The 24,466-nt window shown below is 70.9% G+C and carries 22 protein-coding genes; 11 read left to right on the top strand and 11 right to left on the bottom strand.

Annotated elements, in window-relative coordinates; all coding sequences use genetic code 11:
- Positions 1-88 precede the first annotated feature (88 nt).
- The 4 genes from ACWGO0_RS14145 (at position 89) to ACWGO0_RS14130 (ending at position 4,622) form a co-directional block, all read left to right on the top strand.
- On the top strand, positions 89-2,632 hold the full coding sequence (locus tag ACWGO0_RS14145) for a DUF4118 domain-containing protein (protein ID WP_453533140.1): 2,544 nt from the start codon (positions 89-91) through the stop codon (positions 2,630-2,632).
- Between the two features lie 52 nt (positions 2,633-2,684).
- Positions 2,685-3,377 (top strand): response regulator, encoded by a 693-nt coding sequence (locus tag ACWGO0_RS14140; protein WP_453533137.1) that lies wholly within the window; start codon positions 2,685-2,687, stop codon positions 3,375-3,377.
- Between the two features lie 66 nt (positions 3,378-3,443).
- Positions 3,444-3,860 carry an OB-fold nucleic acid binding domain-containing protein gene (locus ACWGO0_RS14135; protein ID WP_453533134.1) on the top strand — a complete coding sequence of 139 codons (417 nt, stop codon included), beginning with the start codon at positions 3,444-3,446 and terminating at the stop codon, positions 3,858-3,860.
- A gap of 3 nt (positions 3,861-3,863) precedes the next feature.
- On the top strand, positions 3,864-4,622 hold the full coding sequence (locus ACWGO0_RS14130; protein ID WP_453533131.1) for a DUF3159 domain-containing protein: 759 nt from the start codon (positions 3,864-3,866) through the stop codon (positions 4,620-4,622).
- A gap of 75 nt (positions 4,623-4,697) precedes the next feature.
- On the opposite strand, the gene ACWGO0_RS14125 is transcribed toward ACWGO0_RS14130, so the two are convergent.
- Entirely contained in the window at positions 4,698-5,375 is a 678-nt protein-coding gene (locus ACWGO0_RS14125) for a potassium channel family protein (RefSeq protein WP_453533128.1), read from the bottom strand.
- Positions 5,375-6,043: a potassium channel family protein gene (locus tag ACWGO0_RS14120; RefSeq protein WP_453533125.1), complete on the bottom strand. Its 669-nt coding sequence runs from the start codon at positions 6,041-6,043 to the stop codon at positions 5,375-5,377. The genes ACWGO0_RS14125 and ACWGO0_RS14120 overlap by 1 nt, the downstream gene beginning before the upstream one ends.
- Positions 6,044-6,269: 226 nt before the next feature.
- Here ACWGO0_RS14120 and ACWGO0_RS14115 point away from each other — a divergent pair, with 226 nt between their 5' ends.
- The 4 genes from ACWGO0_RS14115 to ACWGO0_RS14100 all read left to right on the top strand — a co-directional run bounded on the left by ACWGO0_RS14115 (position 6,270) and on the right by ACWGO0_RS14100 (position 11,657).
- A complete protein-coding gene (locus ACWGO0_RS14115) occupies positions 6,270-6,929 on the top strand; it encodes a GntR family transcriptional regulator (protein WP_453533122.1) in 660 nt (219 codons plus the stop codon).
- A gap of 44 nt (positions 6,930-6,973) precedes the next feature.
- Positions 6,974-8,017 carry a 1-aminocyclopropane-1-carboxylate deaminase gene (locus tag ACWGO0_RS14110; RefSeq protein WP_453533120.1) on the top strand — a complete coding sequence of 348 codons (1,044 nt, stop codon included), beginning with the start codon at positions 6,974-6,976 and terminating at the stop codon, positions 8,015-8,017.
- A gap of 125 nt (positions 8,018-8,142) precedes the next feature.
- Positions 8,143-10,191, top strand: coding sequence for an APC family permease (locus ACWGO0_RS14105; RefSeq protein ID WP_453533117.1), 2,049 nt, complete (start codon positions 8,143-8,145; stop codon positions 10,189-10,191).
- A 107-nt stretch (positions 10,192-10,298) separates the two neighbouring features.
- A complete protein-coding gene (locus tag ACWGO0_RS14100; protein WP_453533114.1) occupies positions 10,299-11,657 on the top strand; it encodes a class I SAM-dependent RNA methyltransferase in 1,359 nt (452 codons plus the stop codon).
- A 13-nt stretch (positions 11,658-11,670) separates the two neighbouring features.
- Here ACWGO0_RS14100 and ACWGO0_RS14095 read toward each other — a convergent pair whose 3' ends face one another.
- From ACWGO0_RS14095 to ACWGO0_RS14075, 5 genes are read right to left on the bottom strand one after another with little or no spacing between them, the layout of a single operon-like run.
- Positions 11,671-12,483: an ABC transporter ATP-binding protein gene (locus ACWGO0_RS14095; RefSeq protein ID WP_453533111.1), complete on the bottom strand. Its 813-nt coding sequence runs from the start codon at positions 12,481-12,483 to the stop codon at positions 11,671-11,673.
- Positions 12,480-13,493 (bottom strand): ABC transporter ATP-binding protein, encoded by a 1,014-nt coding sequence (locus tag ACWGO0_RS14090; RefSeq protein WP_453533109.1) that lies wholly within the window; start codon positions 13,491-13,493, stop codon positions 12,480-12,482. Before ACWGO0_RS14090 ends, ACWGO0_RS14095 begins: the two co-directional genes overlap by 4 nt.
- 5 nt (positions 13,494-13,498) lie before the next feature.
- Positions 13,499-14,380 carry an ABC transporter permease gene (locus ACWGO0_RS14085; RefSeq protein ID WP_453533106.1) on the bottom strand — a complete coding sequence of 294 codons (882 nt, stop codon included), beginning with the start codon at positions 14,378-14,380 and terminating at the stop codon, positions 13,499-13,501.
- Positions 14,377-15,330, bottom strand: coding sequence for an ABC transporter permease (locus ACWGO0_RS14080; protein WP_453533103.1), 954 nt, complete (start codon positions 15,328-15,330; stop codon positions 14,377-14,379). The genes ACWGO0_RS14085 and ACWGO0_RS14080 overlap by 4 nt, the downstream gene beginning before the upstream one ends.
- A complete protein-coding gene (locus ACWGO0_RS14075; protein WP_453533100.1) occupies positions 15,327-16,964 on the bottom strand; it encodes an ABC transporter substrate-binding protein in 1,638 nt (545 codons plus the stop codon). Before ACWGO0_RS14075 ends, ACWGO0_RS14080 begins: the two co-directional genes overlap by 4 nt.
- A gap of 130 nt (positions 16,965-17,094) precedes the next feature.
- Between ACWGO0_RS14075 and ACWGO0_RS14070 the strand changes: the two genes are divergently transcribed.
- The gene (locus ACWGO0_RS14070) at positions 17,095-18,162 is read left to right on the top strand and encodes a LacI family DNA-binding transcriptional regulator (RefSeq protein ID WP_453533097.1); all 1,068 of its coding nucleotides are present in this window, start codon (positions 17,095-17,097) and stop codon (positions 18,160-18,162) included.
- A gap of 16 nt (positions 18,163-18,178) precedes the next feature.
- Here the strand turns inward: ACWGO0_RS14070 and ACWGO0_RS14065 are convergent, their stop codons facing one another.
- A complete protein-coding gene (locus tag ACWGO0_RS14065) occupies positions 18,179-19,813 on the bottom strand; it encodes an amidohydrolase (protein ID WP_453533094.1) in 1,635 nt (544 codons plus the stop codon).
- 117 nt (positions 19,814-19,930) lie between these two features.
- On the opposite strand from ACWGO0_RS14065, the gene ACWGO0_RS14060 reads away from it, so the two are divergent.
- Entirely contained in the window at positions 19,931-20,644 is a 714-nt protein-coding gene (locus tag ACWGO0_RS14060; RefSeq protein WP_453533092.1) for a helix-turn-helix domain-containing protein, read from the top strand.
- 45 nt (positions 20,645-20,689) lie between these two features.
- Here the strand turns inward: ACWGO0_RS14060 and ACWGO0_RS14055 are convergent, their stop codons facing one another.
- Positions 20,690-21,979: a multidrug effflux MFS transporter gene (locus ACWGO0_RS14055; protein WP_453533089.1), complete on the bottom strand. Its 1,290-nt coding sequence runs from the start codon at positions 21,977-21,979 to the stop codon at positions 20,690-20,692.
- Between the two features lie 45 nt (positions 21,980-22,024).
- On the opposite strand from ACWGO0_RS14055, the gene ACWGO0_RS14050 reads away from it, so the two are divergent.
- Complete coding sequence (locus ACWGO0_RS14050) at positions 22,025-22,540, top strand: MarR family winged helix-turn-helix transcriptional regulator (RefSeq protein ID WP_453533087.1); 516 nt, start codon at positions 22,025-22,027, stop codon at positions 22,538-22,540.
- A 275-nt stretch (positions 22,541-22,815) separates the two neighbouring features.
- Here ACWGO0_RS14050 and ACWGO0_RS14045 read toward each other — a convergent pair whose 3' ends face one another.
- Together ACWGO0_RS14045 and ACWGO0_RS14040 are read right to left on the bottom strand one after the other, a co-directional pair.
- Positions 22,816-23,364, bottom strand: coding sequence for a hypothetical protein (locus ACWGO0_RS14045; RefSeq protein WP_453533084.1), 549 nt, complete (start codon positions 23,362-23,364; stop codon positions 22,816-22,818).
- Between the two features lie 185 nt (positions 23,365-23,549).
- Positions 23,550-24,329 carry a helix-turn-helix domain-containing protein gene (locus ACWGO0_RS14040; RefSeq protein ID WP_453533081.1) on the bottom strand — a complete coding sequence of 260 codons (780 nt, stop codon included), beginning with the start codon at positions 24,327-24,329 and terminating at the stop codon, positions 23,550-23,552.
- Positions 24,330-24,466: the final 137 nt, after the last annotated feature.

The raw sequence follows: 24,466 nt of genomic DNA, 5'->3' as shown, positions 1-24,466 counted from the left end.
CCCTCGCCCGATATGCCCAAAATCCTCGGAGTAGTTTCGGAATCGGCTGCCGCACAGGCCGCAGCCGATTCTGGAAGACAATGGGGCCATGGGACGCGGCAAGCTTCGGATCTACCTGGGTGCGGCACCGGGCGTCGGCAAGACGTACGCGATGCTCTCCGAGGCACACCGTCGGGTGGAGCGGGGCACCGACTGCGTCGTCGCCTTCGTGGAGCACCACGACCGGCCGCGCACCGAGGTGATGCTGCACGGCCTGGAGCAGGTCGGGCGCCGTGACATCGAGTACCGCTCGGCCGCCTTCACCGAGATGGACGTCGACGCCGTCATCGAGCGGGCACCCGCCGTCGCCCTGGTGGACGAACTGGCCCACACCAATGTGCCCGGCTCCCGCAACGCCAAGCGCTGGCAGGACGTCGAGGAACTCCTCGCGGCCGGTATCGACGTCGTCTCCACCGTCAACATCCAGCACCTGGAGTCGCTCGGTGACGTCGTCGAGTCGATCACCGGGGTGCGGCAGCGCGAGACCGTCCCCGACGAAGTCGTACGCCGGGCCGACCAGATAGAACTGGTCGACATGTCGCCCCAGGCCCTGCGCCGGCGCATGGCCCACGGCAACATCTACAAGCCCGACAAGCTCGACGCGGCCCTGTCCAACTACTTCCGCCCCGGCAACCTCACCGCACTGCGTGAGCTGGCCCTGCTCTGGGTCGCCGACCGGGTCGACGAATACCTCCAGCAGTACCGCGGCGAGCACAACATCCGCACCACCTGGCAGGCCCGCGAACGGATCGTCGTCGGGCTGACCGGCGGCCCCGAGGGCCGCACCCTGATACGCCGCGCGTCCCGGATGGCGGCCAAGGGCTCCGGCAGCGAGATCCTCGCCGTGTACATCGCCCGGAGCGACGGGCTCACCGCCGCCTCGCCCAAGGAACTCGCCGTACAGCGCACCCTCGTCGAGGACCTGGGCGGCACCTTCCACCACGTCATCGGCGACGACATACCCTCGGCGCTCCTCGAATTCGCCCGCGGGGTCAACGCCACACAGATCGTCCTCGGCTCCAGCCGCCGCAAGGCATGGCAGTACATATACGGCCCGGGCGTCGGCGCCACCGTGGCCCGCGATTCCGGGCCCGACCTCGACGTCCACATCGTCACGCACGAAGAGGTCGCCAAGGGACGGGGACTGCCCCTGGCCCGCGGCAACCGGCTCGGCCGGGCCCGGATCCTCTGGGGCTGGGCCGTCGGCGTCGGGGGACCGGTGCTCCTCTCGCTGTTCCTGCGGAGCCTGGAGGACGGTCCCGGTCTCGCCAACGACGTCCTGCTCTTCCTCTTCCTGACCGTCGGCGCCGCCCTGCTCGGCGGACTGCGCCCCGCCCTCGCCTCCGCCGCCGCCGGCTCCCTGCTGCTCAACTACTACTTCACCCCGCCCACGCACACCCTGACCGTCCAGGACCCGGAGAACCTCGTCGCCATCGTGATCTTCTTCGCGGTGGCGGTCGCGGTCGCCTCCGTGGTGGATCTGGCGGCCCGCCGCACCCACCAGGCCGCCAGGCTGCGCGCCGAGTCCGAGATCCTCTCCTTCCTGGCCGGCAGCGTCCTGCGCGGCGAGACCACGCTGGACGCCCTGCTGGAGCGGGTCCGCGAGACGTTCGCGATGGAGTCCGTCGCCCTCCTGGAGCGGCAGAGCGACGTCGAGCCGTGGACCTGCGCAGGGTCCGTGGGACCGGCCCCGGTCGTCCGCCCCGAGGACGCCGATGTGGACATGCCCGTCGGCGACCACATGGCGCTGGCGCTCTCCGGCCGGGTGCTGCCCGCCGAGGACCGGCGGGTGCTCGGCGCCTTCGCCGCCCAGGCCGCCGTCGTACTGGACCGCCAGCGCCTCGTGGGGGAGGCCGAGGAGGCCCGGCGGCTCGCCGAGGGCAACCGGATCAGGACCGCGCTCCTCGCCGCCGTCAGCCACGATCTGCGTACCCCGCTGGCCGCCATCAAGGCCGCCGTCAGCTCCCTGCGCTCCGACGACGTCTCCTGGTCCGACGAGGACGAGGCGGAGCTCCTCGAAGGCATCGAGAACGGTGCCGACCGCCTCGACCACCTCGTCGGCAACCTGCTGGACATGTCCCGCCTCCAGACCGGCACCGTCACACCGCTGATCCGTGAGATCGACCTCGACGAGGTCGTCCCCATGGCACTGGGCGGCGTACCCGAGGGCAGCGTCGACCTCGACATCCCCGAGACGCTTCCGATGGTCGCCGTCGACCCCGGCCTGCTGGAGCGGTCCGTCGCCAACATCGTCGAGAACGCCGTGAAGTACAGCCCCGACGGCACACGCGTCGTCGTGGCGGCCAGCTCCCTGGGCGAACGCGTCGAGCTGCGCGTCACCGACCGCGGCCCCGGCGTCCCCGACGAGGGCAAGGAACGGATCTTCGAGCCCTTCCAGCGCTACGGCGATGCCCCGCGCGGCGCCGGGGTCGGCCTCGGCCTCGCGGTCGCCCGGGGCTTCGTGGAGGCCATGGGCGGCACACTCGACGCGGAGGACACCCCCGGCGGCGGGATGACCATGGTCCTCACGCTCAAGGCGGCGGCGGGATACGTTCCGGTCAGCCCCGGCCTGCCCGCGCAGGTCACCTCGTGAATCTTCCGTACTCCGTACATCATTTCCCGTGCAGCAGAAAGGCAGGTCCACGATGACCAGGGTGCTTGTGGTCGACGACGAGCCGCAGATCGTACGCGCCCTCGTGATCAACCTGAAGGCGCGCAAGTACGAGGTGGACGCGGCGCCCGACGGAGCGACCGCGCTGCAGCTCGCCGCCGCACGCCACCCCGACGTCGTCGTCCTCGACCTCGGGCTGCCCGACATGGACGGCGTCGAGGTGATCCGGGGGCTGCGCGGCTGGACCCGGGTGCCGATCCTGGTGCTCTCCGCCCGCCACACCTCGGACGAGAAGGTCGAGGCTCTGGACGCCGGCGCCGACGACTACGTCACCAAGCCCTTCGGCATGGACGAGCTGCTGGCCCGGCTGCGCGCGGCGGTACGCAGGGCCGAGCCGGTCGGCGCGGACGGCGCCGACGGCGTCGTGGTCGTCGAGACCGAGGGGTTCACCGTCGACCTGGCGGCCAAGAAGGTCAACCGCGGGGGCCGCGACGTACGCCTCACCCCCACCGAGTGGCATCTGCTGGAGGTCCTCGTCCGCAACGGCGGCCGGCTCGTCAGCCAGAAGCAGCTGCTCCAGGAGGTCTGGGGTCCCTCGTACGGCACCGAGACCAACTACCTGCGGGTCTACATGGCCCAGCTGCGCCGCAAGCTGGAGGCCGACCCCTCGCACCCGCGGCACTTCGTCACCGAGCCGGGCATGGGCTACCGCTTCGAGCGCGGCTGAGCTCACCCGTCCGGGTGACACCCCCGGGCATCCGCCGACACCGCCGGACACCGGTACCCTTCGGGTATGAGTGCTGTTCCCCGTTCCGAGAAGGCCGGTAAGGCGGATAAGCCGTCCGGCCGCTTCCGCCGGATGCTCGACCGGCTGTCCAGCTCGCAGCAGGACCTGGAGTCCGAGGAGCTGCGGGAGGACGCCCAGGCGTCGGGGTGCACGCGCATCGCTGAGTGCTCCGACCGCCAGATCGTGAAGGTGACTGGTACGTTGCGGACCGTCACCCTGCGTCCGCGCGCCGGAGTGCCCGCCCTGGAGGCGGAGCTCTTCGACGGTTCCGCGCCGCTCGACGTGGTCTGGCTCGGCCGTCGCTCCATCGTCGGCATAGAGCCGGGCCGTAAGCTCATCGCCTCGGGCCGTATCTCCATGAGTCACGGACGCCGAGTGCTGTTCAACCCCAAATACGAACTCCGACCGCTCGGCAAGGAGTAGCCGGTGACGTCTCTCGACAAGCCGACGTCCGATACGGACACGTCCCACCCCACCGCCCAGGAGGAGGCCGCAGCGAAGGCGGTCACCGAGGCCGCGCTCTCCGAGGCGTTCGGCGGTGTCCGCGGAATGGTGGAGACAGTCCTTCCCGGGCTGCTCTTCGTCACGATGTTCACCATCAACAAGGACCTGCACACCGCGGCCATCGCGGCCCTGGTCGTGTCGCTGCTCATGGTCGGTGTCCGGCTGGTCCGCAAGGACACCGTCAAGCACGCCTTCAGCGGCGTCTTCGGCGTGGCCTTCGGTGTGGTCTTCGCGATGATGACGGGCAACGCCAAGGACTTCTATCTCCCGGGCATGATCTACACGCTCGGACTGGCGCTCGCCTACATCGTCACGACGATCGCGGGTGTGCCGCTGATCGGCCTGATCCTGGGTCCGGTCTTCAAGGAGAACCTCTCCTGGCGCACCAGGAACCCCGGCCGCAAGGCCGCGTACGCCAAGGCCAGCTGGGCCTGGGGGCTGATCCTGCTCGCCAAGTGCGCGATCCTCTTCCCGCTCTACTGGTGGGCCGACACCACCCAGCTCGGCTGGGTCCTGGTCTCGCTGAAGATCCCGCCGTTCCTGCTCGCCGTCTATCTGACCTGGCTCTTCCTCGCCAAGGCGCCGCCGCCGATCGACGTCTTCGCCGAGATGGAGGCGAAGGAACAGGCCGAGCAGGACCGCAAGGCACGGGCGGCCGAAGCCGGCAGCCGCGAGGTCTGACGCCGGACTCGCAGTCGCGTACGAGAGGGGCCCCGATCCGTATGACACGGTTCGGGGCCCCTCTCGTACGCGTACTCAGTCCTCGGTGAGCTCGCGGCGCACCGACAGCAGATCCTCCAGCTGTTCCTCGCGCGCCTGCGCCGCCACGAAGAGCAGCTCGTCACCGGCTTCCAGCGTCTCCTCGGTGCTCGGCGTCAGGACGCGCGTACCGCGGATGATGGTGACCAGTGAGGTGTCCTCGGGCCATGCCACATCGCCGACTGAGGTGCCGGCGAGCGCCGACTCCGGGGGCAGCGTCAGCTCGACGAGGTTGGCGTCGCCGTGGCTGAAGCGCAGCAGCCGGACCAGATCGCCGACGCTCACCGCCTCCTCGACCAGGGCCGACATCAGGCGCGGAGTGGAGACCGCGACATCGACGCCCCAGGACTCGTTGAACAGCCACTCGTTCTTCGGGTTGTTCACCCGGGCGACGACCCTCGGCACGCCGTACTCGGTCTTCGCGAGCAGCGAGACGACCAGGTTGACCTTGTCGTCACCGGTCGCGGCGATCACGACGTTGCACCGCTGGAGGGCGGCCTCGTCCAGCGAGGTGATCTCGCAGGCGTCCGCGAGCAGCCACTCGGCCATCGGGACCCGCTCCACCGAGATGGCGGTCGGGGCCTTGTCGATCAGCAGCACCTCGTGCCCGTTCTCCAGCAGCTCGGTCGCGATGGAGCGGCCCACCGCGCCGGCCCCGGCAATCGACACGCGCATCAGTGACCGCCTTCCTCTGGGCCCTCGGCGAAGGCCGCCTCGACCTTCGCGATCTCGTCCGTACGCATCATCACGTGGACGAGGTCGCTCTCCTGCAGGACCGTCTGCGACGTCGGCAGGATCGCTTCACCCAGTCGGGTGAGGAACGCGACGCGCACTCCCGTCTGCTCCTGGAGCGTGCTGATCTTGTGGCCGATCCACGAGGGCGTGGTGTGCACCTCGGCGAGCTGCACACCGCCGCTCGGGTCGCGCCACAGCGGCTCGGCGCCGGACGGCAGCAGCCGCCGCAGCATCTGGTCCGCGGTCCAGCGGACGGTGGCCACCGTGGGGATACCGAGGCGCTGGTAGACCTCGGCACGCCGCGGGTCGTAGATCCGGGCGGCGACGTTCTCGATGGAGAACATCTCGCGGGCCACGCGGGCCGCGATGATGTTCGAGTTGTCGCCGCTGCTCACCGCGGCGAACGCGCCGGCCTCTTCGATCCCGGCCTCGCGGAGGGTGTCCTGGTCGAAGCCGACCCCGGTGACCCGACGGCCGCCGAAGCCTGAACCCAGGCGACGGAACGCGGTGGGGTCCTGGTCGATCACGGCGACCGTGTGTCCCTGCTTTTCCAGGGTCTGCGCGAGAGCGGCTCCGACTCGCCCGCAGCCCATGATGACGATGTGCACCTTGCGCCTACCTCGCCGTCCTGGTCATCCCGCTGACCTGCGAAAACACCCTGGTCACACTTCTTTCTCAGCTTGCCGGGCAAACAACGGGGCAACCACCTTCGGCGTTGCCCGGGGTTGAGCTTATGCCGCCTCGATGTGGCCGCCTCATCCGAGTGTGCCCCGCGTCCGCACCCCCTGCCCGCACTCTTGAGCAGCGGAGCACAGACATCTAACATGTCAGTTCATGGAGACTCTCCGGCCCGTCCGACGGACCCTGCTGCGGGACACCGCGTACGAAGCGATTCGCGACGCCATCGTCCGCGGCGACATCCCGCCCGGTGCGGCCGTCCGCGACGCCGACCTCGCCGAACGGCTCGGGCTCTCCCGGGCGCCCGTGCGCGACGCACTGTCCCGCCTCGCGGGGGAAGGGCTCGTCGAGAGCAAGCCGCAGAGCTACACCCGCGTCACCCGGCTCGTCCCGCGTGACGTCAGGGACGCCGCCGCCGTCGTACGCGCGATGCAGGAGCTCGCGGCCCGCAGCGCGGTCCCGCACCTGAACGATGCGGACATCGCGGTGATGCGGGCGGCGAACGAGCGGTTCCGGGCGGCCGCGGCCGACGGTGACACCGCCGCAGCGCTGCGCGCCGACGACGAACTGCACGAGGTGCTCGTCACCGCGTGCGGCAACCGCGCGGTCGCCGCGACGGTCGAGCGCTACACCCCGCTGATCCGCCGCCTGGAATGGCGGCAGTTCGGCACGGCGAGCGCGGCGCACGGCTCGGCCGCCCTGCACGACCGGCTCATCGACGCCTGCGCCGGGGGAGACGCGGAGGCGGCCTCCCGGATCACCGCGGAGATCTGGCGGGCCCTGGAACAGCTCGCCGACGAGCCACCTGCCCCCTGACTGTCCGACCCCACGAGTGTTACCCCGAGATCCAAGGAGCCCCCGTGACGACGACCCTGCCGGCCGCCCTCTCCTCGTACGCGCGCTATCCCCTCCTCTTCGGACCCTCGCCCGTGCACCGTCTGGACCGGCTCACCGAGCACCTGGGCGGCGCCGCGCTCTGGGCCAAGCGCGAGGACTGCAACTCCGGCATCGCCTACGGCGGCAACAAGACCCGCAAGCTCGAATACCTCGTCGCCGACGCGCTGGCCAAGGGCTGCGACACCCTCGTGTCCATCGGCGGCGTCCAGTCCAACCACACCCGCCAGGTGGCGGCGGTCGCGGCCCGCGCGGGTCTGAAGTGCGTGCTCATCCAGGAGAGCTGGGTGGACTGGTCCGACCCCGGCTACGACAAGATCGGCAACATCCTCATCAGCCGGCTGGCCGGTGCCGATGTCCGCCTCGTGCGCGCCGGCTTCGGGATCGGTGTCAAGGAGAGCTGGGAGCAGGCGCTGCGTGAGGTCGAGGACGGGGGCGGACGCCCGTACGCCATTCCGGCCGGCGCCTCCGACCATCCGCTCGGCGGCCTCGGCTTCGCCAACTGGGCGTACGAGGTCGCCGAGCAGGAGGCGGCGCTCGGCGTCTTCCTCGACACCGTCGTCGTCTGCTCGGTCACCGGCTCCACCCAGGCAGGCATGGTCGCGGGCTTCGCCGCCATCGAGGAGGCGGGCGGCCGGCCCCGGCGCGTGCTGGGCATCGACGCCTCCGCGGAACCGGCGAGGACCCGTGAGCAGATCGCCAGGATCGCCCGCGCCACCGCCGCGCTGATCGGTGGGCGGCGCGAGCTCACCGTGGCGGACGTCGAGCTCGACGAGCGCTACCACGGAGGTACGTACGGCATTCCCGACGAGGCCACGCTCGACGCGATGCGGCTGGCCGCGCGTACCGAGGGAATGGTCACCGACCCGGTGTACGAGTGGAAGTCGATGGCGGGCATGGCCGACCTGGTGGCGCGCGGCGAGATCGCAGGCGACGCCACCGTTCTCTACGCCCACCTCGGCGGTCAGCCCGCACTCAACGGATACAGCGCGCTCTTCGCGGAAGGGTGAGCGCAAGGAAGACGTTAAAGATTGAGCGAAGTTCTGTGCCCGGAGCCGGAAAATAGTAGAGATTGCCCGGCTTTGATGGGGTGGTGGCTCCGCGGCTTCCATATGGAACGCATACGATCCTCTGCGTGTCCAAACTGACCGACATCCCCAAACGGATCCTGATCGGCAGGGCGCTGCGTAGCGACAATCTGGGAGAAACGCTCCTCCCGAAACGCATCGCGCTCCCCGTCTTCGCATCCGACCCGCTGTCCTCGGTGGCGTACGCACCCGGAGAAGTCCTCCTCGTGCTCTCCATCGCGGGTGTGTCGGCCTATCACTTCAGCCCGTGGATCGCGCTCGCCGTCGTGGTGCTGATGTTCACGGTCGTCGCCTCGTACCGGCAGAACGTGCGTGCGTACCCGAGCGGCGGCGGCGACTACGAGGTCGCCAACACCAACCTCGGCCCCAAGGCGGGACTGACGGTCGCCAGCGCTCTGCTGGTCGACTACGTCCTGACCGTCGCCGTGTCGATCTCCTCCGGTGTGGAGAACCTCGGCTCGGCGATCCCGTTCGTCGTGGAGCACAAGGTGCCCGTCGCCATCGGGGCGATCGTGCTGCTGACGCTGATGAACCTGCGGGGCGTCAAGGAATCCGGCAAGCTCTTCGCCATTCCCACGTACCTCTTCGTGGTCGGCGTCTTCCTGATGATCGCCTGGGGCGCGTTCCGGGGACTGGTACTCGGCGATTCCATGCACGCCCCGACCTCCGACCTCGAGATCAAGGCCGAACACGAGGGACTGGCCGGCTTCGCGCTGGTCTTCCTGCTCCTGCGGGCCTTCTCCTCCGGCTGCGCCGCGCTCACCGGCGTCGAGGCGATCAGCAACGGTGTGCCCGCCTTCCGCAAGCCGAAGAGCAAGAACGCCGCGACCACCCTCGCGATGATGGGCCTGCTGGCCGTCACCATGTTCTGCGGAATCATCGGGCTGGCCATGGCCACCGATGTGAAGATGGCCGAGAACCCGGCGAAGGACCTGATCCGCGACGGCGCAGCGGTCGGCGAGAGCTTCGTCCAGGACCCCGTGATCTCGCAGGTCGCGGCCGCGGTCTTCGGTGACGGGACCTTCCTCTTCGTGGTCCTCGCCACGGCCACCGCGCTCGTGCTCTTCCTGGCGGCCAACACCGCGTACAACGGCTTCCCGCTGCTCGGCTCGATCCTCGCCCAGGACCGCTACCTGCCGCGCCAGCTGCACACCCGCGGCGACCGGCTCGCGTTCTCCAACGGCATCGTGCTGCTGGCGGGTGCGGCGATCCTGCTGGTCTGGATCTACGGAGCGGACTCGACCAAGCTGATCCAGCTCTACATCGTCGGCGTCTTCGTCTCCTTCACGCTCAGCCAGATCGGCATGGTGCGGCACTGGAACCGCCATCTGCGCACGGAGAAGGACCCGGCCACGCGCCGCCACATGATCCGCTCCCGCGCGATCAACACCTTCGGCGCCTTCTTCACCGGCCTCGTGCTGGTGGTCGTCCTCGCCACCAAGTTCACCCACGGCGCCTGGGTCGCGCTGCTCGGCATGGTGATCTTCTACGGGACGATGAGCGCGATCCGCAGGCACTACGACCGTGTCGCCGCGGAGATCGCCGCCGACGAGACCCCGTCCGACGAGACCGTCCGGCCGTCCAGGGTCCACTCGATCGTCCTGGTCTCCAAGCTCCACCGGCCCACACTGCGCGCCCTCGCGTACGCCAAGCTCATCCGCTCCGACCGGCTGGAGGCGCTCACCATCAGCGTCGACGCGGACGAGACGAAGACGCTCAAGGACGACTGGGAGCGGCGCGGTATCAACGTGCCGCTGAAGATCCTGGACTCGCCCTACCGCGAGGTGACCCGCCCGGTCATCGACTACGTGAAGGGCCTGCGCCGGGAGAGCCCGCGCGACGTGGTCAGCGTCTACATCCCGGAGTACGTCGTCGGGCACTGGTACGAGCACCTGCTGCACAACCAGAGCGCCCTGCGGCTGAAGGGCCGGCTGCTGTTCACGCCTGGCGTCATGGTGACGTCCGTGCCGTACCAGCTGGAGTCGTCCGAGGTCGCGAAGAAGCGCGCCAGGAAGCGTGCCGAATGGAACGCTCCGGGATCGGTGCGCCGGGGCCCGGTGGAGCGGAAGCAGAAAGAGCCCAGCAACAAGGGCTGACCGGCGGAGCGGGTTCGTGGTAAGCGGCCGGACAACCACCCACGTAGACTGGTGGGTCGTTGTCCGGCCGTTTTCCGCTTCCCCTTGATCTCTGGAGCCACCCCCTCATGCAGAACGAATCCACTCCGCCGCAGGCCGGGGAATCGCAGGCCGGGGACTCGCTGGTCGGGGAGGAGTACGAGGTCGAGGTCGGCCCCGTCGCGCACGGCGGCCACTGCATCGCCCGTACCTCGGAGGGCCAGGTCCTCTTCGTACGGCACACGCTCCCCGGCGAGAAGATCGTCGCCCGGGTCACCGACGGCGAGACCGGCTCCCGCTTCCTGCGCGCCGACGCCGTCAAGATCATCGAGGCGTCCAAGGACCGCGTCGAGGCCCCCTGCAAGTACGCGGGCCCCGGCATGTGCGGCGGCTGCGACTGGCAGCACGCCAAGCCCGGCGCCCAGCGCCGCCTCAAGGGCGAGGTCATCGCCGAGCAGCTCAAGCGCCTCGCGGGCCTGACCCCCGAGGAGGCCGGCTGGGACGGCACGGTCATGCCGGCCGAGGGCGACAAGCTCCCGCAGGGCCAGGTGCCCGCGTGGCGCACCCGCGTCCAGTACACGATCGACGCCGAGGGCCGGGCCGGACTGCGCAAGCACCGCTCGCACGAGGTCCAGCCGATCGACCACTGCATGATCGCCGCCCCCGGCGTCACCGAGCTGGGCATCGAGAAGCGCGAATGGCCGACGCTGGCCGCGGTGGAGGCCATCGCCGCCACCGGCTCGCACGACCGCCAGGTCATCCTCACGCCGAAGCCCGGCGGCCGACTGCCCCTCGTGGAGCTGGACAAGCCGGTCTCCGTACTCCGCGTCGAGGAGCACGACGGCGGCGTCCACCGCGTCCACGGCCGCGCCTTCGTCCGCGAGCGCGCCGACGACCGGACGTACCGCGTCGGCTCCGGCGGCTTCTGGCAGGTCCACCCGCAGGCGGCCGACACCCTCGTCCGCGCCGTCATGCAGGGACTGCTGCCCCGCAAGAACGACACGGCCCTCGACCTCTACTGCGGTGTCGGCCTCTTCGCCGGCGCCATCGGCCAGCGCATCGGTGAGAAGGGCGCAGTGCTCGGCATCGAGTCCGGCAAGCGTGCCGTCGAGGACGCCCGCCACAACCTGAAGGACCTCGACCGGGTCCGCATCGAGCACGGCAAGGTCGACCAGGTCCTGCCGCGCACGGGCATCACGGAGGCCGACCTGATCGTCCTCGACCCGCCCCGCGCGGGCGCGGGCAAGCAGACGGTGAAGCAGCTGGTCGCGCTGGGCGCCCGCCGCATCGCGTACGTGGCCTGCGACCCGGCGGCCCTGGCCCGCGACCTGGCGTACTTCAGCGAGGGCGGCTACAAGGTGCGGACGCTGCGGGCGTTCGACCTGTTCCCGATGACCTCGCACGTGGAGTGCGTGGCGATTCTGGAGCCGGTGAAGAAGGACGCCTGATCGGCGGGTTTGCTCAGTCGAGCGCCCGGCGCCCCGACACCGCGAGGCCCGGGTTCCAGCCGCGGCGGGGTACGGAGTCGAGAAGCAGGCGCGTGTAGGGGTGTTGCGGGGTGTCCAGGACGGCGGCGGTCGGGCCCGCCTCCACGACCCTTCCCGACCTGAGCACCAGCACCTCGTCCGCGATGTGCCGGACCACGGCCAGGTCGTGGGTGACGAAGAGGTAGCCGATGCCCGCCTCGCGCCGGATCGTGGCGAGCAGTTCGAGTATCTGCGCCTGGATGGACACGTCGAGCGCCGCGACCGCCTCGTCGAGGACGAGTACCTGGGGCCGCACCGCCAGAGCCCGCGCGATGGCGACGCGCTGGCGCTGCCCGCCGGAGAGGTGCCGGGGCAGTGCCGCGCTCTCGCGCTCGCCGAGACCGACCTGTTCCAGGAGCTCGGCGACCCGGGTCCGCCGGGCGGCGGCGTCCAGTTCGGTGTGGAGCCGGAGCACCTCGTCCATGCAGCCGGTCACCGTCACGCGAGGGTCCAGTGAGAGGTACGGGTCCTGGAAGACCATCTGGATCTCCCTGGCCCTGGCCAGCCGTTCGGCTCTGTTGCGGGCCCGCGCCGACCGGTCCCGGCCGCCCAGGCGGACGGTCCCGGCGTCCGGGCGTTCCAGGCCGACGAGCATGCGGACCGTTGTGGTCTTGCCGCTTCCGGACTCCCCGACCAGGGCGAGGGAGGCTCCCGGTGTCAGCGTGAACGACACGTCGTCCACGGCCGTGTGGTTCCCGTACCGCTTGCACAGCCCCTGGACCGCGAGTTCCTTCCGGGTGGCGGTCACAGCGTGATCCCTTCGTCGGCGCGGTGGCAGGCGGCGAAGCCGTCGCCGAATCGTGCGAGCGCGGGTGCCTCGTCGGAGCAGCGCGGCAGCGCGTGGACGCACCGCGCGGCGAAGGCACACCCCGGTGGTGTCTCGGAGAGGGAGACGGGGCGGCCCGGGATCGGCCGGGGGGCCGGTGCGCCCCGATCGATGCGCGGGGTGCAGGCGAGCAGACCCGCCGTGTACGGGTGGCGTGGTTGGTCGAACAGCTCGTCGGTGCCCCGGGTTTCGACGATCCGCCCCGCGTACATCACGTAGACGCGGTCGCAGATGGCCGATGCCAGTTCGAGGTCGTGGGTCACGAAGAGCAGACCCGTGCCGCGCTCGGCCCGCAGCCGGGTGAGGATCGCGATGATCTCCGCCTGGGTGGTGACGTCCAGGGCGGTGGTGGGCTCGTCGGCGACCAGCAAAGCGGGTTCGGCCGCGAGAGCCGCGGCGATGACCACCCGCTGGAGCATGCCGCCGGAGAACTGGTGCGGGTAGCGGCGCAGGGCGCCCCGCGGGTCGCGGATGCCGACCGTGCCGAGGAGTTCCTCGGCCCTGGCGGTGGCCGCCGCTGCGGGGGTTCCCGCCGCGCGCAGTCCTTCGGTGAGGAAGTCGCCCACGCGGCGCAGGGGGTTGACGGAGGCGCGCGGGTCCTGGAAGACCATCGAGACCTGCCGGGCCCGCAGCGCGGCCAGCTCGGTGCGGTTCATGGTGAGCACGTCCCGGCCGGAGACCCGCACCTGTCCGCTGGTGTGCGCGCCGGCGGGCAGCAGGCCGAGGACGCTGCGGCAGGCCACCGACTTGCCGGAGCCGGACTCGCCGACCAGACCGACCGTTTCCCCGGGCAGCACCCTGAGACTCACCCCGTCCAGGATCGGCCGGGTCGCCCTGCCGTCCGTCAGGCGGACCCCGAGCCCTTCGATCTCCAGAACCGGCGGACCGCCGGTGGCCCCGGTGCTGTGCACCGGCGTGTTCTTCTCGGTCATGTGGCTCACCGCTCCCGCCTCGCGATCCGGTCGGCGAGTCCCTCGCCGACGATGCCGAACGCCACCACGGCGAGCACGATGCACGCCGACGGCGCGAGGGCGGGCAGCATCGCCCCCTGCTGGATGGCCGACTGGCCCTCGTTGATCATGGCGCCCCAGTCGGCGGTCGGCGGCTGCACACCGAACCCGAGGAAGGACAGGGCCGCCAGGTCCATCAGCGCGTAACCGAAGTTCATCGCCGACTGGGCGAAGACCGTCGGCGCGATGTTCGGCAGCAGATGACGTACGCAGACGGTCCAGCCGGACCAGCCCTGTACGCGGTAGGACTCGATGTAGGGCCGGGCCTTCTCCTGGCGCGCGATCCCGCGCACCAGGCGGCCCACGTACGGGGTGTAGGCCACCGCCATCGCGATCACGGGCGCGGTCATGCCGGGGCCCACGACGCCCACGAGCAGGATCGCGAGCAGCAGCCCGGGGATCGCGAAAGCCATGTCCATGGAGCGGGACAGCACCGCGTCGGCCCAGCCGCCCCGCCAGGCCGCCACCACTCCGAGCAGGGTGCCGAGGAGGGTGGAGAACCCGACGACGAGCAGGGGCCCGAGCAGACCGGTCCCTGCGCCGTGGAGCAGGCGGGACAGGATGTCCCGCCCGGACTGGTCGGTGCCCAGCAGGTGCGTGCTACTGGTCCCGGACAGGCTGGCCGAGAGATCGACGGCCTCGGGATCGTACGGAGCGAGGAGGGGGGCGAGAACGGCGGCCAGGACGAGCGCGGCGAGCACCGCGAGCGAGGCGGTGAACAGCGGGCCCGCGCCGAGGACGCGCAGACCACGCAGGCCGGGCCGGCGGCGCAGGGCGGCGGCGGTGGTGGTGGGTGCGGTGACGGTCATGAGGACCCTTCCCCGTGGAGGGACAGCCGGGGGTCGATGAGGGGGGCGAGCAGATCGACCGCGAGGTTCACGAGGACGAAGGCCGCCACGCTGAGCAGCGTGATCGCCTGGACGACGGCGAAGTCCTTGGCGGTCACCGACTGCACGAGCAGGGAACCGAGTCCGGGCACGTCGAAGGCGGTCTCGACGATCGAGGTGCTGATGAGGAGTCCGGCGAGCATCGTGCCGCCGACGGTGACGACCGGGCCGAGCCCGTTGCGCAGCACGTGCCTGCGGATCACGGTCCGCCGGGCGACACCGCGGGCGCTCGCCACCTCGACGTGTTCGCGGCCCAGTTCGTCGAGCATCGCCGAGCGGGTCACCCGGGCGAGCAGACCCGCGAAGGTCAGCGCCAGGGCGAAGGCGGGCAGCGTCAGGTGGTACAGCCGGTCCGAGAAGCCCGTGGGAGTGCCGCCGGGCCCCGGGAACCAGCCCAGTTGTACGGAGAAGAGCGACACGAGGGCGATGGCTGTGACGAAGGAGGGTGTCGCCGTGGCCACGCCGGTGCCCACGAGGACCGCGCGGTCCAGAGGGCCGGGACGCAGTGCGGCGAGGACACCGGCCGCAACGCCGAGGAGAACGACGAGAAGAGCCGCGTAGCCGACGAGCAGGGCGGTGCCGGGCAGCCGTGAACTGATGAGGCCGGCGACGTCCTGGTGGAACTGGGCCGAGCGGCCGAAGTCACCCTGCAGGACACCGCCGAGCCACTTCGCGTACTGCACGGGCAGCGGGTCGTCCAGGTGGTACTGGGTGCGCAGCGCCGCCACCGCCTCGGGGGTCGCGGGGCGGCCGTGGAGCAGGAACGACACCGGGTCGCCCGGGGCCAGGTGGATGGTGCCGAAGACCACGAGCGAGGTCACGAACAGCACCGTCACCAGGCCGATGAGCCGTCCGACGAGGTAGCGGGTCATCGCTTCGGAGCCCCGATCGTCGCGGCCCACGGGTAGTACAGCTGGGCGATCCCGGTCGGCGCGCCGGTCACCCGCTTGCCGAGGAAGACCGAGTAGGGCGCCTCGTACACGGGGATGACCGGCAGCTCGCGCAGCGCGATCTGCTGGAGATCAGCGGTCAGCTCCGCGCGCGCGGCGGCGTCGGGCTCCGCGTTGGCGACGTCGAAGGCGGCGTCGTACTCGGCGTTCGACCACTTGCCGTAGTTGCCGAAGTCGCCGGTGCGCAGGTACTGGTAGAACTCCAGCGGGTCGGGCGTGTTGTCGTATCCGTTGGTGATGACCAGGTCGAGACCGGCGCGCGCGTTCGGGTCGACGAAGATGCTGCTGTACGCCTCCGGGGCGACGGCCTTGAGCTCGACGTCGAGGCCGATCTGCCGGCCGGCGGCCTGGACGGCGTTGGCGACGACGCTGATCTCGGGCGCCAGCGAGCTGGTGACCAGGGTGATCCTGCGGCCGGTCGCACCGGCCTCCGCGATGAGCTTCTTGGCCGCCGCGACGTCGTACACCGGCTCGGGGAGGCTGTCGTGGAGCGCGATGGTCGTCTCGGGGGCCAGCGCCCAGGCGCCGCGTGCGGCGGGGGCCTTGGCGGGGACGCCGATGCCGCCTGCCGCCGCCTTGATGATGTTCTTCCGGTCCAGGGCCAGGGAGAGGGCCTTGCGGACCTTGAGGTCGCCGAGCGGGCCCTCGAAGTCCAGGACGGCGAGGTTGGCCGCGGCGGTGTTGGGGCCGAAGAGGACCGTTCCCTTGCCGCTGGTGCGCAGTTGCGCGAGTGAGGACGAGGGCACCATGTAACCGCCGTCGGCCGTACCGGACATGAAGGCGTTGGTACGGGCCGCCGCGTCCTCGATGAAGGTGAACTTCACGGCGGCGGACTTGGGGGCGAGCTCCGGGTCCCAGTACGCCGCGTGCTTCCTGAGCGTGATGCTGTCGCCCTGGTCCCAGCGGTCGAGGGCGTACGGGCCGGTGCAGTTGACCTTGCCCTTGGGGGTTCCGTAGTCCTTGCCGGCCTTCGCGAGGAAGGCGGCGCTCTCGATGGTGCCGGGGGAGGCGGCCATCAGCTCGTTGAGCAGGATGTCGGGCTTGCCGAGGCGAAGGGTCACCTCCAGCGGACCGGTCTTCTCGATGGTGTCGACGTTCTTGAATACGGAGCCCCAGGGGGAGCCCACCGCAGGGTTCGTGTGGCGCCCGAGAGAGGCGACCACGTCGTCCGCCGTCATCGTCGTGCCGTCATGGAACTTCACCCCGGAACGCAGGGTGTAGACCAGCGTGCGCGGGTCGGGCCGGGTGTACTTGACGGCGAGACCCGGCTCGATCCGCATGTCGGGCGTGACCCGCAGGAGCTGCTCGCACACGTTGGCGAGCACGGTGTTCGGCGGGTAGTCGTACGCGAGCGAGTAGTCGAGCGTGTACGGCTCGGCGTACAGGGACCAGGTGAAGGAGTCCAGCGGGCCCTGCGCGGGCGGCGAGGTCGGCGTGATCCGGTGGCCTACGCCACCGCTCGGGGTCCGGGGGGTGGTGGCGCCTGAGCAGGCGGTGGCGCCGGCCGCGAGTGAGACGGTACAGGCGAGAATCGCGATGGTTCTGGGCGTGCGCATGCGGACCCACCCCTTTGCGGGTGTAGTGACGGGTGCGAGGGATGGAGCGAGTATTGATGCGGGAACGTTCCCGCACAAGACTCTGCGGGAACGGTTTTGCTGAGGTCACAGAGGTGGCAGCATCGCTCCCATGACTGCACCTTCACGGCACGGCGGGCAGCCCTCGCCGACCGTCCCGCGCGTCCGGCTCGTCGACGTGGCCCGCGAGGCGGGCCTGTCCAAGACGACGGTCTCGGCGGCGCTCAACGGCACCGGAAGACTCTCTCCCGCCGTACGGGAGAAGGCCCGCGAGACCGCGCGCAGAATGGGCTACCGGCCCAACGCCACCGCGCGGCAACTGCGCGCGGGGCGAGCCCGGTTGATCGGATACGTGGTGGGGGAGTTCGCCGACGCCCCCTGGACCTTCCTGGAGTCCCCGTACTTCGCCAGGCTGACCGGCGCCACCGCGGCGACGGCGCTGGAGCGCGGCTACGCCCTGGTGCTGCTGCCCGCGGGCTCCCTGCAGAGCGAGTGGGCCGAGCTGCCGCTCGACGCGGTGGTCGTGGCCGACCCCGTCGACGACGACCGGATTGTGGACGACTTGCTCGCCGCCGGGATCCCGGTGTTCAGCGACCGTTCCGTCGAAGGACGGCCGGGAGCGCACTGGGTGGACGTCGACGCGGGCGCGGCGGTGCGCGAGACCCTGCGCCACCTCTGGGAGCAGGGTGCACGGCGGCCCGCGCTCGTCCTGCCCGACAACACCACGCGGTTTCATACGGAGGTGCTCGCCGCCTACCGCGACTGGTGCACCGGCCACGGTCTGCCGGACCGGGTCGTACGGGTCGAGGCGGCCGGCAACGGACCGGTCGTACGCGCCGTCGAGACCGCGTTGGCGGCTGACGCGGAGGACGACGGCGAGCGGACCGACGCGCTGCTCGTCGTGGCCGAGGCGAGCCCGCCCCTCGTCCTGGACGCGGCGCGCCGCCACGGCCGCGACGTGCCCGGCGATCTGCTCCTCGTCTGTGTGAGCGAGGACGTGACGGCCGAGCACACCGAGCCGCCCGTGACGACGTTGAGCCTGAGCCCCGAGGAGATCGCGCAGGCCGGCATCGAGCACCTCGTGGCCGTCCTGGAGCACGGCCTGCGCGAGTCGGCCGGGGTGCTGGTACCGACCCGCCTCGAAGTACGGGCGTCCTCGCTGCGGGCGGACCCCGCCTGATCCCCGCGGCGGGGGGTCAGGCGGAGTGCACAAGTCTGCCGCCGACATACGTCCGCTCCACCCTGGCATCGGCGATCTCCTCCGGAGGCGCGGTGAGGATGTCCTTGTCCAGTACGACCAGGTCGGCGAGGTGACCGGGGCGCAGACTGCCCGTGTCGTCGAGGCCGTTCACATGGGCGGAGCCGGCCGTGTAGGCGGCCAGGGCTGTGGTGAGGTCGAGGCGCTGCTCGGGGAGGAAGACGCGGTCGTCGGTGGCCGCGGGGTCCCTGCGGTTGACGGCGACATGGATGCCTTCGAGGGGGGCCGGGCTGCTGACGGGCCAGTCGCTGCCGGCCGCCAGGGTGGCCCCGGCCCGCAGCAGACCGCCGAACGGGTACTGCCAGGCGGCGCGTTCCGGGCCGAGGAAGGGAATCGTCAGCTCGTCCATCTGGGGTTCGTGGGCGGCCCACAGGGGCTGGATGTTGGCGACGGCGCCGAGGCGTGCGAAGCGGGGGAGGTCGTCCGGGTGGACGACCTGGAGGTGGGCGAGGTGGTGGCGGTTGCCGCGGTGGCCGTTGGCGGCCACGGCCGCCTCGACGGCGTCGAGGGCCTCACGGACGGCGCGGTCGCCGAGGGCGTGGAAGTGGACCTGGAAGTCGGCGGCGTCGAGCCGGGTGACGTATCCACGCAGCGCCTCGGGGTCGACGAAGCTGAGGCCGCTGTTGGCGGTGGAGCAGCCGCACCCGTCGAGGTACGGGGTGGTCATGGCGGCCGTGAAGTTCTCCGCGATGCCGTCCTGCATGATCTTCACGGAGCCCGCCCGGAACCGCCCGTGGCTCAGCTTCTCGCGCAGTGCGAGCAGTTCGTCGATCTGCTCGGCCCCCCGCTCACGGTCCCACCAGAGGGCGCCGGTCACCCGGGCGGTGAGCGAACCGTCGCGGGCGGCCGTCACATAGGCGTCCGACGGATCGGGCTTTCCGCCGAACACACCGAGCAGTGCGTCCTGCCAGGCGGTGATACCGAGGGAGTGCAGCAGTTCCTGGGCGCGGAGGAGGCCGGCCAGCCGGTCCGCGGGCGTACTCGCCGGCACCAGCCGGGAGACCAGCGACGTGGCGCCCTCCTGGAGCATGCCGCTGGGCGTGCCGTCCGGCTCCCGTTCGATCCGTCCGTCGACGGGATCCGTGGTGGCCGCGGTGATTCCCGCGCGTTCGAGCGCGCAGGTGTTGGCCCAGGCGCCGTGGTGGTCCCGGTTCACCAGCAGGACCGGGCGGTCCGGGACGACGGAGTCGAGCAGGTGCCGGGTGGGCAGCCCGCCGTCGAAGCTCTCCATCGACCAGCCGCCGCCGGTGATCCATTCGTGGTCCGGGTGGGCATCGGCGTACGTACGTATGCGTGCCAGGTAGTCCTCGACGCCCACGGTCCCGGTCAGATCGCACTCGGCCAGCTCCGTCCCGCCGTAGACGGCGTGGATGTGGGAGTCCTGGAACCCGGGGAGAAGCAGCTTCCCGGTCAGGTCGACGACCTCGGTGCGGGGGCCGATGAGCTCCCGCACCTCGTCGTGGCCGACGGCCGTGATCCGGTCGCCGACGACGGCGAGCGAGGTCGCCCGGGAACGCGCGGGATCCATGGTGAGGACGGGGCCGCGGGTGAAGACCAGGTCAGCCGTGGTCATGTGACGCTCCAGATCATGAGGTGGCGGGTCGATGGCGGGTCCGGTGACGGGTCCGGCGGACCTCATGGAAGCGGGGTGACCGTTTACACGTCAATGGTGTTGACGTAACGTCCGGCCATGGCCGAACGCGTGATTCCCGCAGGCGGACGTCAGCGCCGCAGACCGACCAAGCACGGGGCCGTCCTCTCGGAACGGCTGATCGTCGAGACCGCGCTGCGCCTGGTCGCGCAGCACGGCGCCGAGGCGCTCTCCGTACGGAGACTGGGTGCCGCGCTCGGCGCGGACCCCAGCGCTCTCTATCGCTACTTCCGCAACACCGACGCGCTGCTCCTCGCCCTCGCGGACGAGCTCGTCGGGCGTGCGCAGGACGGCTGGGAGGCCACCGGCGAGTGGCGGGCCGACCTTCGCGCGATCGGGCTGCGCATTCACGCCTCCTACCAGTCCAACCCGCAGGCGGCCGTTCTCGCGGCGCACCGTACGACAGGGCGCCCCCACGAGACCCGGGCCGTCGAGACGATCCTCGGAGTCCTGCGTTCCGCAGGTTTCCCGGATGCCCTGGCCGTGCGGATCTACCACGCCTTCGTCGACCAGGCGCTTGCCTTCGCCGCCCAGGACGCAGCCGCGCTCGCCCTCCCGAGGGCGGCCCAGGAGGCGGAGGAGGAGGTCTGGCACGCGGTGTACGGCAGGCTTTCGCCCGACACCCACCCGAACATCGCCGCGACGTTCCCGCTGCTCGCCGACGACATGCGCGGCAGCGGATACCCCTTCGCCCTGGAGCTGATGCTGGGCGCGGTGGCGGCGCTCCGCCCGGCGGGTCGGAGCAGGAAGTGAGGACGGCCCGGCCCATGCCGGCCGAGCCGTCCTCTGCCGCGAGACTCAACGTGCGGGCACCGCGGCATGGTCGTGGTCCGCTTCACCCTGACGCAGCCACGGGCGGGAGAGGACGAGGAGGGCAACGCCGCTCAGGGCCAGCGAGACGAGCATGATGACGGCCATCGGCATCGAGGTGGACTCGCCGAAGAGCCCGACCAGCGGGGATGCCACGGCTCCGAGCAGGAACTGCAGGCCCCCCATCAGCGCCGATGCCGCACCCGGAGTGGCCCGGCCCAGGGCCTGCCCCAGGCTCATGGAGGCCGGGAAGATCATGCCGATCCCGGTGGTCACTACGAACAGGCTGATCCAGGTGCCCACGACGCTCTCGCCCGCCGTGGCGACCAGCAGTACCTGGGCCAGCGCTCCGGCCACCGCGACGCCGACGCCCGCGAGGAGCAGATTGTTCAGCGGTACGCGGTGGGCCACCTTGCCGAAGACCGCGCCGGCCAGCAGCATGCCGACGGCGTTGACCGCGAAGACCAGTGCGTACGAGGTCGCGGAGAAGCCGTGGAGGCTCTCGAAGACGAAGGCCGAGCCGCTGACATAGGCGAACAGGGCCGCCGAGGCGAAGCCGAGGACCAGTACGTACCCGATGAAGGCGCGGTGACGGGTCAGCCGGCCCATCGAACGGAACGTGCCGCCGAGGCCGCCCTTGTGCCGACGCTCCGGGGGAAGCGTCTCGGGGACCCTGATCGCGACGACGACCGCGAGCACCGCACCGATGACCGCCAGGACCATGAACACCATGCGCCAGCCGGACACGGCGAGGACGGCTCCGCCCACGATCGGGGCCACCACGGGCGCCGCTCCGAGGATCTGGGCCAGCAGCGCGAAGTACCGGGGAAGGTCCCGCCCCTGGAAGCAGTCCGTGAGGATCGCGCGCGCCAGCACCATTCCGGCCGCGCCCGCGACACCCTGGAGGAAGCGGCCCGCTGTGAGGATGCCGGTACTGGGGGCCAGGGCGCAGACCAGGGACATCACGGTGTAGCCGATCACGCCACCGATGAGGAGTTTGCGCCGCCCGATGCTGTCGCTGATGGGGCCGATGATCAGCTGCCCGACCACGAGGCCAGCCAGGACGGCGGTCATGGTCAGCTGGACGGCGGAGCTGGTGGCGTGCAGTGACTCCTTCATCTCGGGGAACCCGGGCACGTACATGTCGATCGCGAGCGGGCCGGCCGCGGTGAGCACGGCCAGGATCGCGACCAGCGAGGCTGCCCTGTTTACGGGGTTTCCGGGGGAGTGGGATACGGTCGCGGGCGCTTTGGCCCGTTGCGTAGTTGCAGATGCCATGAAATAAAGGTAACAGGTAGTTCACTGGTTAACAAAGGAGTTTCGATGCTGCCGTCCCCCGATGTCGTCCGTGCGCAGTGGTCCGCCGCTCATCCCGGGCTGGACGCCGGATCGATGGAGGTGGTCGAGCTGCTCAAGCGGGCCGCCGCGCTGGTGTCCACCGCCGTCGAGTCCGTCTACGAGGGGGCCCCGCTCACCGCTCCCGAAGTGGATCTGCTGATCCCGCTGCGGTACGCGACGGCTCCTGTCATCGCCCGGCGCATCGCGGAGCACCACGGACTGTCGCGGGCGGCGGTGAGCAAGACACTCGCCAAGCTGGACCGTCGCGGATTCATCTCCCGTACCCCGAGCGCCACCGACAAGCGGGTCGCCCTGATCACCGTCACGCCGGAGGGGGAGAGGGCCGTCGATGCTCTCTTTCCGCGCCAGTTGGCGGTGGAGTCGACCCTGCTCTCCGCGCTCGGCGACGACCGGGCCAAGGTTCTGGACGCGCTGAACCTGCTGGTGCGATCGATGGAGTCGAGGCTCGCGACGGCGTCGAGGGGGCCGGCGGGGGAGTGAGCGGGCGCGTCGCCTCGCGGCTCTCGGCCCCGTTCCTCCGGGGCCCCTTGAGGTCCATACGTCTCGGGTGCGTGAGGAGATCGCGATCCAGGCCCCCTGTGCTGCGGATCATGGTTGAAACGGGAAGACCCTGGCCGCGGGGTGCGGCGGCAGCAGCTCCGGGAGTGACGACACGGTGTGGCTGTGGGACGTGGAGTGAGAGGGGATTCTCCCCGGGACGCGACACGACCGGCCCGGGGCATCCCCGGGCCGGTCGCAGCGTACGCATCGCGGCCCTAGGACGCGACGCGCTCCCCGGAAGGCTCGGCGACCACGATCTGGATGTGGGGCGGGGCGTACTTACGCGCCTTGGAGGCCATCTTCTCCAAGTCGAACTTGTGCCGTGGGACGGCCACATACAGCGGTGCGGGCATGGCCGGGTCGGGCGGCGGGAGCTGCGCTCCGGCCGGCAGCGCCGCGCCGTCGCGGAGCCGTGCCCCGATCAGGGACTGCTCGCCGTTGGACGGCGCGGCCACGACGAACTGGGTGACGTCGGTCCAGGGCAGGACGACGGTGTCGACGCGCACGCCGGCCGCGTCGAACTGGAACAGGATGCGCTTGGAGTCGAACCAGGACGAGATGAACGGGATCGCGGCGACGATCACGACGCCACCCTTCATGTCGAGCGCCCACCCCAGCAGCAGGGCGAGTGCCACGACGCCCGCGATCGACCCCCACAGGCCGGCCAGGTCCTGTCCGGAGAACGGCCGTGTCAGCTTGTAGCGTTCCCAGCGCGCGCGTCGGCGCGCGGGCTGTCCGGCTGGTGCGGGATTCGGGTACGACATCGTGGATTTCCCCCTTGGCTCGGCATGGCCTGACGACAGGCCCATCAGGACGTGTGATCCCGGGCCCGGCGCCGTGCTCTTCGCCGGTGCCGGGCCCTCCCCGTCGCATGAGGATCACTTCCGGGGACCGTACCGACGTGCCGACGGCCTGTCTTGGACGAATCCGACCTGGCCCCTCACCGGGCTCACGGGGCCAGTGCCCCCTCCGCCCAGCGGTTGGCCGCCACATGGCCGGGGGTGGTCTCGGCCAGGGCCCGGAACTCGCGGTTGAGGTGGGCCTGGTCGTAGAAACCGCACGCTTCCGCCACCGCGATGGGGTCCGCGCCCCCAGCCGTGAGCATCCCCACGGCGCGATGAAAGCGCAGCACGCGGGCGGCCGTCTTCGGTGAGAGGCCGATCTGTTCGGTGAACCTGCGCGCCAGATAGCCCTGGCTCCAGCCCACCTCGGCCGCGATCCTGCCGACTCGCATCGCCCCACCCGCACCGGCCAGCAGCCGCCAGGCGTGGTTCACCTCGGGTGCGGGATCGGGGCCCGCCATGAGCCGGGACAGCAGAGCGGAGTCCAGCAGATCGAATCGGGGCCCCCAGCCGTCGGTGTTCGCCAGGCGTTCCACCAGACCGTGGGCGCCCGGCCCGAGCACGTCGTCCAGCTCGACCACCTGGTTGGTCAACTCCCGCATCGGTACGGCGAACAGCCGGTACGCGCCCAGCGGCGTCAACTCCAGGCGTATGGCCTCCTGGCCACCGGGATGGACGAGCATCCGCGGCCCGTCCTCGAGTCCGGCGATCAGCGAACCGACCGCACCGTCGGCAGGCCCCGCTTTCCGCAGCCGGCGGACCTCGTCGAACGGCTTACCCAGGTTGATCAGCACCACCGCCCGGCCGGTGGGAACCAGCCGGACCTGGTAAGGAACGGGCTCCGCCGCATCCCAGTAGCCGGCATAGCTGTGCAGGTACGGACGCAACCCGGAAGGCCATGGCCGGGTCGCCCGCCATTTGTCGCCAACCCGCCCAACCGTGATCCCGGCTTCCGGCACCTGGATCGGGCCTCCCCTCGGTCGTGGTGACGATACCCAGGATGCCAGCGCTGGGCGCCTGCCCG

Source organism: Streptomyces sp. NPDC055749 (genome assembly GCF_053617235.1).
This window is presented reverse-complemented; position numbering and strand designations above follow the sequence as displayed.

Coding starts and splice junctions, on each gene's coding strand:
- ACWGO0_RS14080 (WP_453533103.1), bottom strand. CDS start 15,330: ATGACCCGCTACCTCGTCGGACGGCTCATCGGCCTGGTGACGGTGCTG.
- ACWGO0_RS14085 (WP_453533106.1), bottom strand. CDS start 14,380: ATGACCGTCACCGCACCCACCACCACCGCCGCCGCCCTGCGCCGCCGG.
- ACWGO0_RS14145 (WP_453533140.1), top strand. CDS start 89: ATGGGACGCGGCAAGCTTCGGATCTACCTGGGTGCGGCACCGGGCGTC.
- ACWGO0_RS14090 (WP_453533109.1), bottom strand. CDS start 13,493: ATGACCGAGAAGAACACGCCGGTGCACAGCACCGGGGCCACCGGCGGT.
- ACWGO0_RS14115 (WP_453533122.1), top strand. CDS start 6,270: ATGGAGACTCTCCGGCCCGTCCGACGGACCCTGCTGCGGGACACCGCG.
- ACWGO0_RS14075 (WP_453533100.1), bottom strand. CDS start 16,964: ATGCGCACGCCCAGAACCATCGCGATTCTCGCCTGTACCGTCTCACTC.
- ACWGO0_RS14050 (WP_453533087.1), top strand. CDS start 22,025: ATGCTGCCGTCCCCCGATGTCGTCCGTGCGCAGTGGTCCGCCGCTCAT.
- ACWGO0_RS14100 (WP_453533114.1), top strand. CDS start 10,299: ATGCAGAACGAATCCACTCCGCCGCAGGCCGGGGAATCGCAGGCCGGG.
- ACWGO0_RS14055 (WP_453533089.1), bottom strand. CDS start 21,979: ATGGCATCTGCAACTACGCAACGGGCCAAAGCGCCCGCGACCGTATCC.
- ACWGO0_RS14135 (WP_453533134.1), top strand. CDS start 3,444: ATGAGTGCTGTTCCCCGTTCCGAGAAGGCCGGTAAGGCGGATAAGCCG.
- ACWGO0_RS14070 (WP_453533097.1), top strand. CDS start 17,095: ATGACTGCACCTTCACGGCACGGCGGGCAGCCCTCGCCGACCGTCCCG.
- ACWGO0_RS14065 (WP_453533094.1), bottom strand. CDS start 19,813: ATGACCACGGCTGACCTGGTCTTCACCCGCGGCCCCGTCCTCACCATG.
- ACWGO0_RS14045 (WP_453533084.1), bottom strand. CDS start 23,364: ATGTCGTACCCGAATCCCGCACCAGCCGGACAGCCCGCGCGCCGACGC.
- ACWGO0_RS14140 (WP_453533137.1), top strand. CDS start 2,685: ATGACCAGGGTGCTTGTGGTCGACGACGAGCCGCAGATCGTACGCGCC.
- ACWGO0_RS14060 (WP_453533092.1), top strand. CDS start 19,931: ATGGCCGAACGCGTGATTCCCGCAGGCGGACGTCAGCGCCGCAGACCG.
- ACWGO0_RS14125 (WP_453533128.1), bottom strand. CDS start 5,375: ATGCGCGTGTCGATTGCCGGGGCCGGCGCGGTGGGCCGCTCCATCGCG.